Raw genomic sequence first — 17,328 nt, forward strand, 5'->3', positions numbered from 1 at the left:
TAAGGGACTCGAAGGAATCGTCAGCCATGCCCGCCCACAGTTGTGCGCGGGCCAGTTCGATGTAGAAGCCGCTGCGCCGTTCCGCGGGCAGGGGCTCGGCTGGCTTCCATTCCTTCGCGACGTCCACGGCCCGGTGAACATGGTCGCTGCCGAGGCTGACGGCGACGGAAACCTCATGGATACGCACGGAGTGAGGACCGAAGGCGGTGCCCTGGTAGATGCCCTCCTGAACGCGGTCGCCGAGAGTACGAGCCTCGTCAAGATGGATGTCTGCTGCCTCGGCATTGCCCGCGCGGCCGGCAATGACGGCAGCACGCATGTGCAGGGCGCCGCGGGCTGCGATCGTCGCGGTGTCGCTCGGCGCTGGCGCGGTGTCGACGGCCTGCTCCAAGGCCCGTAAGCCGGGCGCGTGGGCACGTGCCGAGAAGAACGTCTCCGTGCGGACGTAGCTCACGGTTGCCTCGAGGAGAGGACTATCAGCCTCGGGGACGGCCCAGCGCATGAGCTCGATCAGCCGCGCGGAGAGGTCGGAAGCCCCGTACTTGTAGGCGACGGCATCGGCCGAGCGATAGGCCGCGACGAGAAGCGAAGCCAGTTCGGCACGCTCTGCCCCGCGGCTGGCGTGGAAGGCACGCGCGAGCTCACCGAGCAGGGCAGGCAGTTGCCGGGTGATCTGGACGTATTGTGCGGCTAGGCGCCAGCTCGTGGCCGCTGCGACATCGGAGCGGAGTTCGGCGAGAGGCCGAGTGGGGCCGTCGTCGGGGATGTCGTAGGCGGCGACCGCCGCGGAGATGGAGGGCAGGGCGTCGCGGACACGGTGGTCGACTCGGGTGTGACCGGTGAGAAGCCGCGACGGATCCGTGCCCAGGGCTGCCGCGATGGCGTCGAGGGTGTCGTCGCTGGGTAACCGGGACCCTTGTTCGATCTTGCGGAGCATGCTGAGCGAGACGAAGGCTGCACGCGCGAGTTCGTCTTGGGTCATCCTGCGGGCGCGTCGGGCCGCGGCGATGCGCTGGCCCACCTCGCACATAGGGTCGGCGGGCATACTGGCTCCAGTTCGGTGCGTCCACTCCGAACCGTACCCGCGCCGAGACGCTGCGGACACGCAAACGGACCCACCGCATTCGCTGGTGGGGCTGTGTTGTTGACGGTCAGTCGACGACGATCGCCGGGAGCTCGGTGAGGCTGTCGATCTGCCAGTCCGCCGCGGCCCGCACCTGCGGATCGTCTGCCCAGTAGTGTCCCCAGGGCCCGCGACGGATGTGGGCGGCACGAAGGCCGGCAGCCTTCGCCGGGTGAATGTCGTTGGCCGGATGGTCGCCCACGTACAGCGTGGCCTGCGGCTCGGCCTGCGCGACCTCCAGTACCCGGTGGAAGAACGCCGGGTCGGGTTTGGCGACGCCCCACTCACCAGAGGTCACCACCAGATCAGCGGGCAGGTTCAGGCCGCGGAGCAGCGCGCCCGCGCGCACCGTCTGATTCCCCGCGATGATCACGCGCACGCCCTGCTGTCGGAGCGCGGCGAGGGCGGGCCGGACGTCGTCGTACAGGTCTGTCTCGTCGATGCTCTCGCCGCGGCCCGCGGCTTCCCTGGCCTCGTACTCCGCGGCGATGTCGACGTCGGGTTTAACCAGCCGGACGGCGTCGGCGTTGTCGCGGCCGTGGGTGACGACGGCGCCGACGAGCGCGGAGAGGGTGTGCCGGGGGACGCCGAGCCAGTCGGCCCAGGATGCCCAGTAGCGGTCGTCGCGGGTGATGGTCTCGCCTACGTCGAACACCACTGCATGAATCATGGGGGCAGGGTATATGGGCATGCCGAAAGGCCTCTCCCGCGCGAGAAAGCGGCGAGAGGGCGAGTGTTCATCGGTAAAGCAGCCAAACACACGGACGGAACGGCACACGCGGGACCTGCACGTCAGCCAATATGGGGAGTATGGTGTGAAGTATGGCAACCAAGAAGGTGACCATCACCATCCCTGAGGACCTCTTGGACGAGATCCGCTCAGAGACCGACGAACGTGGCCTGTCGGCGTACGTCGCCGAGGCCCTGCGTGCTCAGCGGCAGCGGGACAGGCTTCTGGAGCTCACTGAATGGCTTCAGGAGGAGTACGGCCCGGTGTCCGAGGAGGAGCAGCAGCAGGCCGCCGCAGAGCTGGACGAGATCGATGCCGAGCACGCCCGCCGCCGCGGCGCGCAGGGCGGCAGCGGGACGGGGGCCGCCGCTTGACCGGCCGCGCGCGGGACCACAAGCCGCTGCGCGTGTTCGTCCTGGACTCCGAGGCGCTTTCACAGGCCGTGCGGGGTGAGCGCCGCATGATGGCACTGCTGGATCTGGCCGCCCGGGGCGAGGCCGAGGTGGTGACCTCTCCGATGACGGTCATCGAGGCGTTCGACGGGCGTGTGACGGAGCGGCGATGGGACTGGGTGTTGTCCCGCTTGGAGGTGTCTGAGCTGGGCAGGCAGCAGGCGCGCGAGGCGCGGAAGCTGCTGGCCGAAGCTGGGCTGCACGGCCACAAGTACGCGATCGACGCGGTGTTGGCCGTCGTCGCCCGGGAGCGGCGTGGCCAGGTGACCGTCTTCACCTCGGACGTTGACGACCTGGAGCGGCTGGTGCCGCGGCACGTCGTGGTGCGAAAGGTGTGAGTGTCCCGGCGGCGTGCGCGAGGCCCGGCGCGGGGATTGGCCGACCCTGTCCGCACAGCCGATCCGGACTGTGCGCCGGATTGCGAGGGTGATCGACAGAGGGCCGCACCGGACGCTCACAGGCGTGGAACCATCTGGCGCCGCTGTCGGCGACGGAGGTGGGGCGGTGCCGCGGCACGGTCTGACGGTCGGTGAGAGGCCAGGCTGCCGGGCGAACACGGTGTGAGGATGCTGTGGGCGCCCGTCGGCTTTCTTCCGTGTCGCAGCCGGTCTCCGTAGCCTGACGGACTCATGACAACCGACATCATGGGTTCCACGGGGCAACCCGGACCCTCACGCAGACGCTTCCTGGCAGGCGCCGGGGCGGCGGTCGGCGGCGCGGTCGGCGCCGCCGCGTTATGGCCGGCCGGTTCCGCGGCCGCCGCTTCGGGCAAACGCGTCGCCGTCCTCGGCGGCGGAGTCTCCGGGCTCAGCGCCGCCCAGGAGCTCGCCGAACGCGGCTATGCCGTGACCGTCTACGAGTACTACGACGTCCTCGGCGGCAAGGCCCGCTCGATGGACGTCCCGGGCACGGGCGAGGGCGGCCGCAAGCCGCTGCCCGGCGAGCACGGATTCCGGTTCTTCCCCGGCTTCTACCGCAACCTCCCGGACACGATGCGCCGCATCCCCTTCCCGGGCAACGCGAACGGCGTGCACGACAACCTCCGCAGCGGCACCGAGGCCCTCTTCGCGCGCGAGGCCGGGCGCCCGGATCTGCGTTTCCCGCTGCGCCGTGCCACGACCCCGCCCCGGCCGGTGGACATCACCCCGTCCTGGATCCGCGACCAGGTGCTCAGCGTCCTCGACCTCGGCACGCGGCTGCCCGCGCACGAGGCGGCGTACTTCGCGGACCGGCTGCTCGTCCACCTCACCAGCTGCGACGCGCGCCGAGAGGACGAGTGGGAGAAGACCGCCTGGTGGGACTTCATCCGGGCCGAGGAGATGAGCGAGGAGTACCAGATCTCCCTCGGCATCGGACAGACCCGCAATCTCGTGGCCACCCGCGCCCAGGAGGCCTCCACCCGCACTGTCGGCCGCGTCATCATCGAGGCGCTGCTGCTCTGGGGGCTGCTGGGCCGCGGCATGGATGGCGACGCGGACATCGACCGCGTGCTGAACGCGCCGACGAGCGAGGCCTGGATCGACCCCTGGTCGGCCCATCTGCGCTCGCTCGGTGTGGAGTTCGTGCTGGGCACTCAGGTGCGCGAGGTCGTGTACGAGGGCGGGCGGATCACCGGCGTCCGGGTGTCCGCGCCCGACGGGAGCGGTGCCCGTACCGTCACCGCCGACCACTACGTCTCCGCGCTGCCCGTCGAGCACGCGCGCGTGACCTGGGGCGCGGCCCTGCGCGCGGCCGATCCGCAGCTGGCGCGGTGCGATGAGCTGAAGACGGACTGGATGGTGGGCATCCAGTTCTATCTGCGGACGCCGACGCCCGTGGTGCACGGGCACATCAACTGCCTCGATTCGCCCTGGGCGGTCACCGGCATCGGACAGGCGCAGTTCTGGGATGTACGGGACTTCTCCGCCGATTACGGCGACGGGCAGGCGTACGACTGCCTCTCCGCGATCGTCTCGGAGTGGGATCTGCCCGGGATCCTCTACGGCAAGACGGCGCGGGAGTGCACCCGCGAGGAGATCGTCGCCGAGTGCTGGGCGCAGCTGAAGGACGGGCTCAACGACGCGGGCAAGACCGTGCTGAGGGACGACGACCGGCTCGGCTGGTTCATGGACCCGGCGGTCACCGGCCTCGGCGGACCGAACCCGCAGAACCGCGAGCCGCTACTGATCCATCCCACCGGCACGCTCTACAACCGTCCCACCGCCCGCACCGCCGTCCCCAACTTCTATCTCGCGGGTGACTATGTCCGGACAGATGTGGATCTGGCGACCATGGAGGGCGCCAACGAGTCGGCCCGCATGGCCGTCAACGCCCTGCTCGACGCGGACGGTTCGGACGCCGAGCGCTGCCGCATCTGGGAGCTGTACCGCCCGCCGGAACTGGAACCGCTCAAGCGCGTGGACGAGGTCCGCTACCGGCTGGGGCTGCCCAACACGTTCGACGTGGGCTGAGCATGCCCGGCCCCGGTGACGCCGACTGAGCACACCGGAGGGCCGCCGTCCCCGATCGGCGACGGCGACCCTCCGGACGGTGGCCCAGCGTCAGAGCACGCGGACCGCACCGCTCGCCGGGTATCCGGACAGGTCCTGGATGACGACGCCCTTGGACGGGTTGGCGGCGTCCAGGTACTGGCCGTTACCGATGTAGACACCGGTGTGGTACGCGGAGCCCTTGCCACCCCAGTAGAGGATGTCGCCGACCTGGAGGTTGGAGAGGGAGACCTCGGTGCCGACCGTCGACTGGTCCTGCGCGACGCGGGGGAGGTCCACACCGACCTGCCTGAAGGCGGCCTGGACGAGGCTGGAGCAGTCCCAGGCGTTGGGGCCGGTGGCGCCCATGACGTACGCGTCGCCCACCTGAGCCTTGAGGAAGCTGATGACGGTGGCGACGCTGCCGCTCGCGGGGGCGGCGACGTCGGAGGTCGCGGCGGCGAGCGTGGTGCGTGCGGAGTTCCGCGAGGCGCGCTCCTCGGCGGCCTTGCGCTCGGCCTCGGCCTCGGCCTTCTTCTTGGCCTCCGCCTTGCGCTTGGCCTCGGCGAGGTCCTTCTTGGCCTGCTTTGCGGCCTTCGCGGCGGCCGCGTCCTGCTCCGCCTGCAGCTCGTACTGGGCTGCCGCCAGCTGGGTGGCGGCTGCGGACTCGGCGACCTGTACGGACAGGCCGGTGGTGAGCGTGGGCAGCTCGATGGTCTCGGTCACGGGCTCGGCCGCGGTCGCCGGCCCGGCCGCACCGGCCACTGCCAGGGTGCTGAGGACGCCACCGGCAACTCCGGCGCGCAGGGCGAGCTTCGACGCTCCGCGGCGGGGCTTCCGGTGGCTGGGTATGTGAGCGGTGTGGGACATGTGTAAAAGCGCTATCAGGGACTCCCCGTTACCTTCAAGAAACGTGTGGTGTGCCACAGTTGCTCATTTCGGACACCGAATCCCGGGCGTGTCGCTCTTTATTGACGCCGTAACGGACATTGCGGGCAGGGTCGATCAGGCCTGTGATCATGGGCTTTCGGTATTACGTCCGAATTGCCCGCCACTTACCACTGGTTGGGGCGGTTGGCCAAGCCCGGTTTCTCCGCCCCGTCCGCTCGTGTGGCACAGGTCACGGAACGGTCACCGTCGTAAGGGCGTCCGGCTCGTGAACGGATGCACGCGTTCGACGTCCGCCCGCCGTCGCCCCGCCCGCGCGGGGTCGCGGTTCAATATCAGCCAGAGGCGTCCAGCGCCAATTTGCTGTGGAGTCCCCTCGCTTGATAGTGAGCCCCTCGCCTCCACCTGCGGAAACGAGACAACTTGTGACCTCTGGTGATCACTCAGGCGCTTCGCGTGTGAAGATCACTGCTCATCCGACTTCATGATCCTTCGACGGGTGGTGGAGATCACAAAGTCCGTGACCCACCCCGTGTCGCAGATCACAGACCCGCAGGCATAGGATGCGTGGCAGTTGGGCTTGTGACCTGCTTCACATGTACACGATCTCCGCGGGTCCTTACGGGACTTGTGGGTCGCTCGGGGCTCAAGGAGTCCTTGTGGCCGATGGGGCTTGTGTGACCAGGGGAAGCAGGGAGCCTGCCCGGCGCCGCCGAAACAGTCAGTGCCGACTGAGAGGAGCGAGGAGCGGTGAACGCCTATGCGCCCATCCTCGTACTGGGAGCCCTCGGGGCAGGCTTTGCGATCTTCTCCGTGGTGATGGCCACGCTTGTCGGTCCAAAGCGCTACAACCGGGCCAAGCTCGAGGCCTACGAGTGCGGTATCGAGCCGACGCCGACACCGGCGGGCGGCGGACGATTCCCGATCAAGTACTACCTGACGGCGATGCTCTTCATCATTTTCGACATCGAGATCGTCTTTCTGTACCCCTGGGCCGTCACCTTCGACGCCCTGGGTGTTTTCGGGCTCGTGGAGATGCTGCTCTTCGTGCTCACCGTCTTCGTCGCCTACGCATACGTGTGGCGGCGCGGCGGCCTGGAATGGGACTGACACGCGCAAGGGACAAAGGGGTCTGAGGGGCCACTAATGGGACTCGAAGAGAAACTGCCGAGCGGTTTTCTGCTGACCACCGTCGAACAGGCCGCGGGCTGGGTGCGCAAGTCGTCCGTCTTCCCGGCCACCTTCGGCCTGGCCTGCTGCGCCATCGAGATGATGACGACCGGCGCGGGGCGCTACGACCTGGCCCGCTTCGGAATGGAGGTCTTCCGCGGCTCGCCGCGCCAGGCCGACCTGATGATCGTTGCCGGCCGCGTGAGCCAGAAGATGGCGCCGGTGCTGCGGCAGGTCTACGACCAGATGCCGAACCCCAAGTGGGTCATCTCCATGGGCGTCTGCGCTTCGTCGGGCGGCATGTTCAACAACTACGCGATCGTGCAGGGCGTCGACCACGTCGTCCCCGTCGACATCTACCTGCCCGGCTGCCCGCCGCGGCCCGAGATGCTGATGGACGCGATCCTCAAGCTCCATCAGAAGATCCAGACCTCCAAGCTCGGCGTGAACGCCGAGGAGGCGGCGCAGGAGGCCGAGGAGGCGGCGCTCAAGGCGCTCCCCATCATCGAGATGAAGGGGCTGCTGCGATGAGCGAGCACAACGGCGTGAACCCCGAGCAGGACCTCAACGCCTCGAATCTCCCTGGCCAGCGGGGCGACCAGGGCGAGGAGATCCGCGTCCAGCGCGGCATGTTCGGCGCCAACAACGGCGGCGACACCACCGGGTACGGCGGGCTCGTCCGCTCCGTACGGCTGCCCGGCCCGGCCGCGCGCCCCTACGGCGGCTGGTTCGACGAGGTCGCCGACGAGCTCGAGGGCGCCCTGGAGGAACAGGGACTTCTCCCCGAGAACGCCATCGAGAAGACCGTCGTCGACCGCGACGAGATCACCTTCCACATCGCCCGCGAGTACCTCCTCCGCGTCGCTCAGACCCTGCGCGACGACCCGGCGCTCCGCTTCGAGCTCTGCACCGGCGTCTCCGGGGTGCACTACCTGGGCGACAAGGGCCGCGAGCTGCACGCCGTCTACCACCTGCGGTCGATCACCCACAACCGGCTGATCCGCCTGGAGGTCAGCGCCCCCGACGCCGATCCGCACGTTCCCTCGCTCGTCTCCGTCTATCCGACGAACGACTGGCACGAGCGCGAGACGTACGACTTCTTCGGGCTGGTCTTCGACGGTCACCCGGCGCTGACGCGGATCATGATGCCGGACGACTGGCAGGGCTTCCCGCAGCGCAAGGACTACCCGCTCGGCGGCATCCCCGTCGAGTACAAGGGCGCCCAGATCCCGGCTCCGGACCAGCGGAGGTCGTACTCATGAGCAGCACGCAGTCAGCTTCGGCCCGTGAGACCACCGAGGGCACCGTATACACGGTCACCGGCGGCGACTGGGACGAGGTCGTCCAGACCGCGGCCAAGGCCGACGACGAGCGCCTCATCGTCAACATGGGTCCGCAGCACCCGTCCACCCACGGGGTGCTCCGCCTCATCCTGGAGATCGAGGGCGAGACGGTCACCGAGGCCCGCTGCGGCATCGGTTATCTGCACACGGGCATCGAGAAGAACCTCGAGTACCGCACGTGGACGCAGGGCACCACGTTCGTGACGCGCATGGACTACCTGACGCCGTTCTTCAACGAGACGGCGTACTGCCTCGCGGTAGAGAAGCTCCTCGGCATCGAGGACGACATCCCCGACCGGGCGACGATCATCCGGGTGCTCCTGATGGAGCTGAACCGGTTGTCCTCGCACCTGGTGTGCATCGCCACCGGCGGCATGGAACTCGGCGCCACCACGATCATGATCTATGGCTTCCGTGATCGTGAACTCATTCTCGACATCTACGAGCTGATTACCGGCCTGCGGATGAACCACGCGTACATCCGGCCCGGCGGACTCGCCCAGGATCTGCCGCCCGGCGCGGTCGACCAGATCCGCGAGTTCGTGAAGAAGATGAACAAGAACCTTCCCGAGTACGACAAGCTCGCCACCGGGAACCCCATCTTCAAGGGCCGTATGCAGGACATCGGCTATCTCGACCTCGCCGGCTGTATGGCGCTCGGCGCGACAGGACCGATTCTGCGCTCGGCCGGCCTCCCGCACGACCTGCGCAAGGCGCAGCCGTACTGCGGCTACGAGACGTACGACTTCGACATCCCGACCACCGACACCTGCGACGCCTACGGCCGCTTCCTCATCCGGCTCGAGGAGATGAGGCAGTCGCTGCGGATCGTCGAGCAGTGCCTGGACCGTCTGGAGCCCGGCCCGGTCATGGTCGCCGACAAGAAGATCGCCTGGCCCGCGCAGCTCGCGCTCGGCCCGGACGGTCTCGGTAACTCGCTCGACCACATCAAGAAGATCATGGGCACCTCCATGGAGGCCCTGATCCACCACTTCAAGCTGGTGACCGAGGGATTCCGGGTGCCGCCGGGCCAGACTTACGCGGCCGTCGAGTCGCCCAAGGGTGAACTCGGGGTGCACGTCGTGTCCGACGGCGGCACCCGCCCCTACCGGGTCCACTTCCGCGATCCGTCGTTCACCAACCTGCAGTCCATGGCGGCGATGTGCGAGGGCGGCATGGTCGCCGACGTCATCGTCGCCGTCGCGTCCATCGACCCCGTGATGGGAGGCGTCGACCGGTGACCACCACCCCTTCCGAACAGGGCGTCAGCCTGGGCATGCCGCAGCTGCCCGCGCCCGACTACCCGGACGACGTCCGAGCCCGGCTCGAAGCGGACGCGCGCGAGATCATCGGCCGCTACCCGGACTCCCGCTCCGCGCTGCTCCCGCTGCTGCACCTGGTGCAGTCCGAGGAGGGGTACGTCACGCGCACCGGGATGCGGTTCTGCGCGGACATGCTCGGTCTGACCACGGCCGAGGTCACCGCGGTCGCCACCTTCTACACCATGTACCGGCGCAAGCCGAGCGGTGACTACCAGGTGGGCGTCTGCACCAACACCCTGTGCGCGGTCATGGGCGGCGACGCCATCTTCTCCGCCCTCCAGGAGCACCTGGGCGTCGGCAACGGCGAGACCACCGGCGACGGCAAGGTCACCCTGGAGCACATCGAGTGCAACGCGGCCTGCGACTTCGCGCCGGTCGTGATGGTCAACTGGGAGTTCTTCGACAACCAGACCGTCGAGAGCGCCAGGCGGCTGGTCGACGATCTGCGCGCGGGTGCCGAGGTCCGGCCGACTCGCGGCGCGCCTCTGTGCACGTACAAGGAGACCGCCCGCATCCTCGCCGGATTCCCCGACCCGCGGCCCGGCGCCGTCGACGCGAGCGGCAGCGCGGGCCCGGCCTCCCTGATCGGACTCCGCCTGGCCAAGGGCGAACAGCCCGAGCCGCGCATCGTGCACCCGCGCGGCGAGGAGATCAGGGGCGCGGCACCCCAGGACGAGCCGCCCGCCGAGCACCGCAGCTCGCACGACGCGCCGCAGAAGACATCGGCATCCGACCCCGCGCACCCCGCGGGCCCGGTCACCGAGGAGGGGGAGTGATGACCGTGTCCACCGAATTCGGGGGGACCTCCCGGCCCGAGGCGGGCGGGGAGTCGAGCCCGGAGAAGCTGCTCGCTCCCGTGCTGTCGGCGTTCTGGGACGAGGACAGGTCCTGGACGCTGGAGGGTTACCGGCGGCACGAGGGATACGAGGGCCTGCGCAAGGCGCTCGCCATGTCGCCGGACGACGTTATCGCCTACGTCAAGGAGGCGGGCCTGCGCGGCCGCGGCGGCGCGGGCTTCCCCACGGGCATGAAGTGGCAGTTCATCCCGCAGGGCGACGGCAAGCCTCACTATCTTGTTGTCAACGCCGACGAGTCGGAGCCCGGGACGTGCAAGGACATCCCGCTCCTCTTCGCGAACCCGCATGCCCTCATCGAAGGGATCGTGATCGCGTGTCACGCGATCAGGTCGGAGCACGCCTTCATCTATCTGCGCGGCGAGGTCGTCCCCGTGCTCAGGCGGCTGCACGAGGCCGTCCGCGAGGCGTATGCGGCGGGCTACCTCGGCAAGAACGTGCTGGGCAGCGGACTCAACCTGGAACTCACCGTGCACGCGGGCGCGGGCGCGTACATCTGCGGTGAGGAGACCGCGCTGCTCGACTCGCTCGAAGGCCGCCGGGGCCAGCCGCGACTGCGTCCCCCCTTCCCTGCTGTCGCCGGCCTCTACGCGTGCCCCACTGTCGTGAACAACGTGGAGTCGATCGCGTCGGTTCCCGCGATTCTGCACAAGGGCAAGGAATGGTTCAGGTCGATGGGCAGCGAGAAGTCCCCGGGCTTCACGCTCTACTCGCTCAGCGGCCATGTCGCCAACCCCGGCCAGTACGAGGCCCCGCTCGGCATCACGCTGCGTCAGCTGCTCGAGATGAGCGGCGGGATGAGGCCGGGACACCGGCTGAAGTTCTGGACCCCGGGCGGCTCCTCGACCCCGATGCTCACCGAGGAGCACCTCGACGTCCCGCTCGACTACGAGGGCGTGGGCGCCGCCGGTTCCATGCTCGGCACGAAGGCGCTGCAGTGCTTCGACGAGACGACCTGCGTCGTACGGGCCGTCACCCGCTGGACCGAGTTCTACGCCCATGAGTCCTGCGGCAAGTGCACGCCCTGCCGTGAAGGGACGTACTGGCTGGTGCAGTTGCTGCGCGACATCGAGGCCGGCAAGGGCGCGATGAGCGACCTCGACAAGCTCGCGGACATCGCCGACAACATCAACGGCAAGTCCTTCTGCGCGCTCGGCGACGGCGCGGCCTCGCCGATCTTCTCCTCGCTCAAGTACTTCCGCGAGGAGTACGCGCAGCACATCACGGGCGGGGGCTGCCCCTTCGACCCGGCCAAGTCCACGGCTTGGGCCGACCACCGTACGGAGGTGAACGCATGACCATCGCCACAAGCGCTCCCTCCGGGGGCGGCGAGGCCGCGGTGCCGCGCGAGGACCTCGTATCGCTGACGATCGACGGCATCGAGATCAGCGTGCCCAAGGGCACCCTGGTCATCCGGGCCGCCGAGATGCTCGGCATCGAGATCCCGCGGTTCTGCGACCACCCGCTGCTCGACCCGGCCGGTGCCTGCCGACAGTGCATCGTCGAGGTCGAGGGCCAGCGCAAGCCCATGGCGTCCTGCACCATCACCTGCACGGACGGCATGGTCGTGAAGACCCAGCTGACCTCGCCGGTCGCCGAGAAGGCGCAGCGCGGTGTGATGGAGCTGCTGCTCATCAACCACCCGCTGGACTGCCCGGTCTGCGACAAGGGCGGCGAGTGCCCGCTGCAGAACCAGGCGATGTCGGTCGGCGACCCGGACACCCGTTTCGAGGGCAAGAAGCGGACGTTCGCCAAGCCCGTGCCCATCTCGACGCAGGTGCTGCTCGACCGCGAGCGGTGCGTGCTGTGCGCGCGCTGCACCCGCTTCTCCAACCAGGTCGCAGGCGACCCGATGATCGAGCTGCTCGAGCGGGGAGCACTGCAGCAGGTCGGTACGGGAGAGGGCGACCCCTTCGAGTCGTACTTCTCCGGGAACACCATCCAGATCTGCCCGGTGGGGGCGCTCACTTCGGCGGCGTACCGCTTCCGCGCCCGGCCCTTCGACCTCGTGTCCAGCCCGACCGTGTGCGAGCACTGCTCCGGCGGTTGCGCGACGCGTACCGACCACCGGCGCGGCAAGGTCATGCGGCGGCTCGCCGCCAACGACCCCGAAGTCAACGAGGAGTGGATCTGCGACAAGGGCCGGTTCGGGTTCCGGTACGCGCAGCTGTCCGACCGGATCGAATACCCCCTCGTCAGGAACGCCGAGAGTGGTGACCTGGAGCCGGCCAGCTGGCCGGAGGCCCTGGAGGCGGCGGCCCGCGGGCTGACCGGGGCGCGCGGCAGGACCGGCGTGCTGACCGGCGGCCGACTGACCGTCGAGGACGCCTACGCCTACAGCAAGTTCGCGCGCGTGGCGCTCGACACCAACGACATCGACTTCCGCGCGCGCGTGCACAGCAGCGAGGAGGCAGACTTCCTGGCCTCACGGGTCGCCGGGCGCGGCAGGGACCTCGACGGCACGGGCGTGACGTACTCGGCGCTGGAGAAGGCACCCGCCGTGCTGCTCGCCGGAATCGAGGCGGAGGAGGAGGCTCCCGGCGTCTTCCTCCGGCTGCGCAAGGCCTGGCGGAAGCACGGACAGCGCACCTTCGCGCTCGCCTCGTACGCCACACGCGGCCTGGAGAAGGCCGGCGGCATGCTGCTGCCCGCGGCGCCGGGCACCGAGACCGAGTGGCTGGACGCGCTCGCGAGCGGGGTCGGTCTGGAAGGCGACGGGGCGAAGGCCTCCGAGGCGCTGCGCGCGGAGGGTTCCGTCATCGTCGTCGGTGAGCGGCTCGCCGCTGTGAAGGGCGGGCTGACCGCCGCCGTACGGGCGGCGACGGCGACCGGCGCACGGCTGGTGTGGATCCCGCGCAGGGCCGGTGAGCGCGGCGCGATTGAGGCGGGTGCGCTGCCGTCGCTGCTGCCGGGCGGGCGTCCGGCGACCGACCCGCGCGCGCGGGACGAGGTCGCGGCCGCCTGGGGGCTCGCGGAGCTTCCGCACCGCTACGGACGCGACACCGGGCAGATCGTCGACGCGGCCGCAACGGGCGAGCTCGGTGCGCTGCTCGTCGCGGGCGTCGAGGTCGCCGATCTTCCCGATCCGGCACGCGCGCGTGAAGCACTTCACGAGGTGGGCTTCCTCATCTCGCTGGAGCAGCGCCCGAGCGAGGTCACGGAACGGGCCGACGTCGTCCTCCCGGTGGCCGCAGTCGCCGAGAAGGCGGGCACCTTCCTCAACTGGGAAGGCCGGGCACGGCCGTTCGAGGCCGCGCTCAAGCCGGACCACATGACGCGCCGCCTGGCCCCCACCGACGCACGCGTGCTGCAGATGCTGGCGGACGCGATGGACGTCCACCTGGGTCTGCCCGATCTGCGTGCGGCACGTGTCGAGCTGGACCGGCTCGGCACCTGGGACGGGCCGCGGGCGACCGAGCCCCTCGAGACGGCGGTGCCCCTGCCCAGGCCCGGCGCCGGAGAGGCCGTACTCGCCGGCCACCGGCTGCTGCTCGACCTGGGCCGCCTCCAGGAGGGCGACGAGGCGCTCGCCGGAACCCGGCACGCGGCCGTGGCCCGGCTCTCCGCCGCCACCGCGGCCGAGGCGGGCGTCAAGGACGGAGACGTCCTGGCCGTCACGGGAGACGCGGGCACCGCGGAACTCCCGCTGCAGATCACGGAGATGCCCGACCGCGTGGTGTGGCTCCCGCTGAACTCCACCGGGACAGGCGTCGCCTCGGACACGGGGGCGCGGCCCGGCGAACTCGTCCGTATCGGCCCGGCGATGGAGCCGAAGGCCTCTTCTGTCACGGAGGTGACGTCATGACGCCGCAGGCCCTGGCGCCAGGGGCGCTGACGCCGTTCGCGGCGGAGGACCTGTCGATGTTCGGCACCGATCCCTGGTGGCTGGTCGCGATCAAGGCGGTCTTCTGCTTCGCCTTCCTGATGGTGACGGTGCTCTTCTCCATCGTGTGGGAGCGCAAGGTCGTCGCCTGGATGCAGCTGCGCATCGGCCCCAACCGGCACGGCCCCTGGGGCATGCTCCAGTCGCTCGCCGACGGCATCAAGCTGATGCTCAAGGAAGACGTGATCGTCAAGCGCGCGGACAAGGCCGTCTACATCCTTGCCCCGATCGTCGCGGCGATCCCGGCCTTCATGGCGATCGCGGTGATCCCCTTCGGGCCGGCGGGCAACGAGATCTCGATCTTCGGCCACCGCACCGCGATGCAGCTCACCGACCTGCCGATCGCAATGCTCTACATCCTTGCGGTCGCCTCCGTCGGCATCTACGGAATCGTGCTGGCGGGCTGGAGCTCCGGATCCACGTATCCGCTGCTCGGGGGCCTGCGCTCCTGCGCGCAGATGATCTCGTACGAGATCGCGATGGGCGCCGCCTTCGCCTCGGTGTTCCTGTACTCCGGGTCGATGTCGACCTCGGCGATCGTCGAGTCGCAGCAGGACCGCTGGTACATCCTGCTGCTGCCGGTGTCGTTCCTCGTCTACATCGTCACGATGGTCGGCGAGACCAACCGGGCGCCGTTCGACATGCCGGAGTCCGAGGGTGACCTGGTCGGCGGCTTCAACACCGAGTACTCGTCGATCAAGTTCGCGATGTTCATGCTCGCCGAGTACGTGAACATGGTGACGGTCTCGGCGGTGTCGGTGACGCTCTTCCTCGGCGGCTGGCGGGCGCCGTGGCCGGTCTCCACCTTCTGGGAGGGCGCGAACCACGGCTGGTGGCCGATGCTCTGGTTCGTCGTCAAGGTCCAGCTGCTGCTGTTCTTCTTCATCTGGCTGCGCGGCACCCTGCCCCGCGTCCGCTACGACCAGCTGATGAAGCTCGGCTGGAAGGTGCTCATCCCCGTCTCGGTGGTCTGGCTGATGCTCGTGGCGACCGTCCGGGCGCTGCGGAACGCGAACTACGCCGTCAGCGACATCGCTCTCTACGTCGGCGCAGGCGTCCTCGCCGTCCTGCTGCTGTCCTTCGTCGTCGACATGTTCCGCGCCAGGCAGCCCGCCGAGGAGGCACGCGAGAAGCCCGCGGCCTTCGACCCGATGGCGGGCGGATTCCCCGTGCCGCCGCTGCCTGGGCAGACGCTTCCGCCGGTGCCGAGGCGGCGCCCGCGACGGGAGCGGGAGCTCATTGTCAGTGGCGGCCCGGATACTCCAAGTGACGGACCTACGGATGGAAAGGAGGCGTCCGATGGCTGAGGAGCCCAAGGAGCCCGGGAAGTCCGGCGAGACCGACCAGGGGTTCCAGAACCCGGTGGCCGGCTTCGGCGTGACCTTCAAGGCCATGTTCAAGAAGCGGCTCACCGAGCAGTACCCGGAGCAGAAGAAGACCACCGCTCCTCGCTTCCACGGACGGCACCAGCTCAACCGCCATCCGGACGGCCTGGAGAAGTGCATCGGCTGCGAGCTCTGCGCGTGGGCCTGTCCCGCGGACGCCATCTACGTGGAGGGCGCGGACAACACGGACGAGGAACGCTACTCGCCCGGCGAGCGGTACGGCCGCGTCTACCAGATCAACTACGCCCGCTGCATCTTCTGCGGTCTGTGCATCGAGGCGTGCCCCACACGCGCGTTGACGATGACCAACGAGTTCGAGCTGGCCGACTCGAGCCGCGAGAACCTCATCTACACCAAGGAACAGCTGCTCGCCGGCCTCCAGGAAGACATGGTCGACACGCCGCACGCGATCTACCCGGGCATGGACGAGCAGGACTACTACCGGGGCCTCGTGACGGAAGCGGCGCCGGGGACGGTCCAGCAGGTCGCGGTCTCCAAGGGGGAGCTGCATCAAACAGCAGGCCCTTCGGGCGCGGCCCAAGAGGCATCCTCGGACTTCGGCCCTGACGAGCCCGCCTCGAAGAAGGTGATCGGCCGATGACACAGCTCGCCGCCTACACCACCTCGACCGGCGAGGCCTTCCAGTTCTGGGTGCTCGGGACGGTCGCCGTGATCGGCGCCCTGTGCACCGTGCTCATGAAGAAGGCCGTGCACAGCGCGCTGTGCCTGGCCGGAACCATGATCGTCCTGGCGGTCTTCTATCTCGCCAACGGTGCCTACTTCCTGGGCATCGTGCAGATCGTCGTCTACACCGGCGCGATCATGATGCTGTTCCTCTTCGTGGTCATGCTCGTCGGCGTCACCGCGGCGGACTCGCTGAGGGAGACCATCAAGGGCCAGCGCTGGCTGGCCGCCCTGTGCGGGCTCGGCTTCGCGGTGCTGCTGATCGGCGGCATCGGCAACGCCTCGCTGAAGGAGTTCAATGGCCTCGGACAGGCCAACTCCGCCGGTAACGTACAGGGCCTCGCGGAGCTCCTCTTCACCAAGTACGTCTTCGCCTTCGAGCTCACCGGCGCGCTGCTGATCACCGCCGCGGTCGGCGCGATGGTGCTCACGCACCGCGAGCGCACCGAGCGCGCCAAAACCCAGCGCGAGCTGTCCGAGCAGCGTGTGCGCGAGGGCAAGCACCTGCCGCCGCTGCCCGCCCCCGGCGTCTACGCCCGGCACAACGCGGTCGACATCGCGGGCCTGCTCCCGGACGGCACCCCGTCCGAGCTCACCGTCAACAAGACGCTGCGCTCCCGGGGCCAGATCCGCGACGTCTCCAAGGACGCACTGAACGATCTGAAGGCGCTCGAGCAGCGCGCGGAGGACCGCCTTGAACGGCCGCGGCCCGAGGAGGCATCGAAGTGAACGCGGTCAACTACGTCTATCTCGCCGCCCTGTTGTTCGCGATCGGCGCCACCGGCGTGCTCATCAGGCGGAACGCGATCGTCGTGTTCATGTGCATCGAGCTCATGCTCAACGCCTGCAACCTCGCGCTCGTCGCCTTCTCCCGGATGCACGGCAATCTCGACGGCCAGATCATCGCCTTCTTCACGATGGTCGTCGCCGCCGCGGAGGTCGTGGTCGGGCTCGCGATCATCGTGTTGCTGTTCCGTTCCCGCCACTCGGCCTCGGTCGACGACGCCAGCCTGATGAAGCTGTAAG

At 69.1% G+C, this 17,328-nt stretch carries 17 protein-coding genes; 14 read left to right on the plus strand and 3 right to left on the minus strand.

The features are described from left to right. On the minus strand, positions 1-1,045 hold a 1,045-nt coding region (locus H1D24_RS19945), incomplete at its 3' end, for a helix-turn-helix domain-containing protein (protein WP_181659000.1). 106 nt (positions 1,046-1,151) lie between these two features. Further along, a complete protein-coding gene (locus H1D24_RS19950) occupies positions 1,152-1,793 on the minus strand; it encodes an HAD family hydrolase (protein ID WP_181659001.1) in 642 nt (213 codons plus the stop codon). A gap of 152 nt (positions 1,794-1,945) precedes the next feature. Here H1D24_RS19950 and H1D24_RS19955 point away from each other — a divergent pair, with 152 nt between their 5' ends. The 3 genes from H1D24_RS19955 to H1D24_RS19965 all read left to right on the plus strand — a co-directional run bounded on the left by H1D24_RS19955 (position 1,946) and on the right by H1D24_RS19965 (position 4,755). Beyond that, on the plus strand, positions 1,946-2,227 hold the full coding sequence (locus tag H1D24_RS19955; protein ID WP_181659002.1) for a ribbon-helix-helix domain-containing protein: 282 nt from the start codon (positions 1,946-1,948) through the stop codon (positions 2,225-2,227). After that, positions 2,224-2,643 carry a PIN domain-containing protein gene (locus tag H1D24_RS19960; protein WP_181659003.1) on the plus strand — a complete coding sequence of 140 codons (420 nt, stop codon included), beginning with the start codon at positions 2,224-2,226 and terminating at the stop codon, positions 2,641-2,643. The genes H1D24_RS19955 and H1D24_RS19960 overlap by 4 nt, the downstream gene beginning before the upstream one ends. Before the next feature lie 291 nt (positions 2,644-2,934). Then, complete coding sequence (locus H1D24_RS19965; RefSeq protein WP_181659004.1) at positions 2,935-4,755, plus strand: hydroxysqualene dehydroxylase; 1,821 nt, start codon at positions 2,935-2,937, stop codon at positions 4,753-4,755. Positions 4,756-4,845: 90 nt separating this feature from the next. On the opposite strand, the gene H1D24_RS19970 is transcribed toward H1D24_RS19965, so the two are convergent. Continuing rightward, a complete protein-coding gene (locus tag H1D24_RS19970) occupies positions 4,846-5,643 on the minus strand; it encodes a C40 family peptidase (RefSeq protein ID WP_181659005.1) in 798 nt (265 codons plus the stop codon). A gap of 768 nt (positions 5,644-6,411) precedes the next feature. Here H1D24_RS19970 and H1D24_RS19975 point away from each other — a divergent pair. The 11 genes from H1D24_RS19975 to nuoK are packed head-to-tail and all read left to right on the plus strand — an operon-like array spanning position 6,412 to position 17,327. Further along, positions 6,412-6,771, plus strand: a complete 360-nt coding sequence (locus H1D24_RS19975) for an NADH-quinone oxidoreductase subunit A (RefSeq protein WP_181659006.1) — start codon at positions 6,412-6,414, stop codon at positions 6,769-6,771. Positions 6,772-6,807: 36 nt separating this feature from the next. After that, positions 6,808-7,362, plus strand: coding sequence for a NuoB/complex I 20 kDa subunit family protein (locus H1D24_RS19980; RefSeq protein ID WP_181659007.1), 555 nt, complete (start codon positions 6,808-6,810; stop codon positions 7,360-7,362). Further along, entirely contained in the window at positions 7,359-8,093 is a 735-nt protein-coding gene (locus H1D24_RS19985; protein ID WP_181659008.1) for an NADH-quinone oxidoreductase subunit C, read from the plus strand. The genes H1D24_RS19980 and H1D24_RS19985 overlap by 4 nt, the downstream gene beginning before the upstream one ends. Further along, entirely contained in the window at positions 8,090-9,415 is a 1,326-nt protein-coding gene (locus H1D24_RS19990) for an NADH-quinone oxidoreductase subunit D (protein ID WP_181659009.1), read from the plus strand. The genes H1D24_RS19985 and H1D24_RS19990 overlap by 4 nt, the downstream gene beginning before the upstream one ends. Next, the gene (nuoE, locus tag H1D24_RS19995) at positions 9,412-10,272 is read left to right on the plus strand and encodes an NADH-quinone oxidoreductase subunit NuoE (RefSeq protein ID WP_181659010.1); all 861 of its coding nucleotides are present in this window, start codon (positions 9,412-9,414) and stop codon (positions 10,270-10,272) included. Before H1D24_RS19990 ends, nuoE begins: the two co-directional genes overlap by 4 nt. Then, positions 10,272-11,648, plus strand: a complete 1,377-nt coding sequence (gene nuoF, locus H1D24_RS20000; RefSeq protein WP_181659011.1) for an NADH-quinone oxidoreductase subunit NuoF — start codon at positions 10,272-10,274, stop codon at positions 11,646-11,648. Before nuoE ends, nuoF begins: the two co-directional genes overlap by 1 nt. Continuing rightward, on the plus strand, positions 11,645-14,155 hold the full coding sequence (locus H1D24_RS20005) for an NADH-quinone oxidoreductase subunit G (RefSeq protein ID WP_181659012.1): 2,511 nt from the start codon (positions 11,645-11,647) through the stop codon (positions 14,153-14,155). Before nuoF ends, H1D24_RS20005 begins: the two co-directional genes overlap by 4 nt. Positions 14,156-14,181: 26 nt before the next feature. Further along, positions 14,182-15,540, plus strand: a complete 1,359-nt coding sequence (nuoH, locus tag H1D24_RS20010) for an NADH-quinone oxidoreductase subunit NuoH (protein ID WP_181659187.1) — start codon at positions 14,182-14,184, stop codon at positions 15,538-15,540. Continuing rightward, positions 15,533-16,219, plus strand: coding sequence for an NADH-quinone oxidoreductase subunit NuoI (gene nuoI / locus H1D24_RS20015; RefSeq protein WP_181659013.1), 687 nt, complete (start codon positions 15,533-15,535; stop codon positions 16,217-16,219). Before nuoH ends, nuoI begins: the two co-directional genes overlap by 8 nt. Continuing rightward, the gene (locus tag H1D24_RS20020; RefSeq protein ID WP_181659014.1) at positions 16,216-17,031 is read left to right on the plus strand and encodes an NADH-quinone oxidoreductase subunit J; all 816 of its coding nucleotides are present in this window, start codon (positions 16,216-16,218) and stop codon (positions 17,029-17,031) included. The genes nuoI and H1D24_RS20020 overlap by 4 nt, the downstream gene beginning before the upstream one ends. Further along, positions 17,028-17,327: an NADH-quinone oxidoreductase subunit NuoK gene (nuoK, locus tag H1D24_RS20025; RefSeq protein WP_181659015.1), complete on the plus strand. Its 300-nt coding sequence runs from the start codon at positions 17,028-17,030 to the stop codon at positions 17,325-17,327. The genes H1D24_RS20020 and nuoK overlap by 4 nt, the downstream gene beginning before the upstream one ends. Position 17,328 lies beyond the last annotated feature (1 nt).

Source organism: Streptomyces himalayensis subsp. himalayensis (assembly GCF_013778455.1).
GTDB classification, from domain to species: Bacteria; Actinomycetota; Actinomycetes; order Streptomycetales; family Streptomycetaceae; genus Streptomyces; species Streptomyces himalayensis.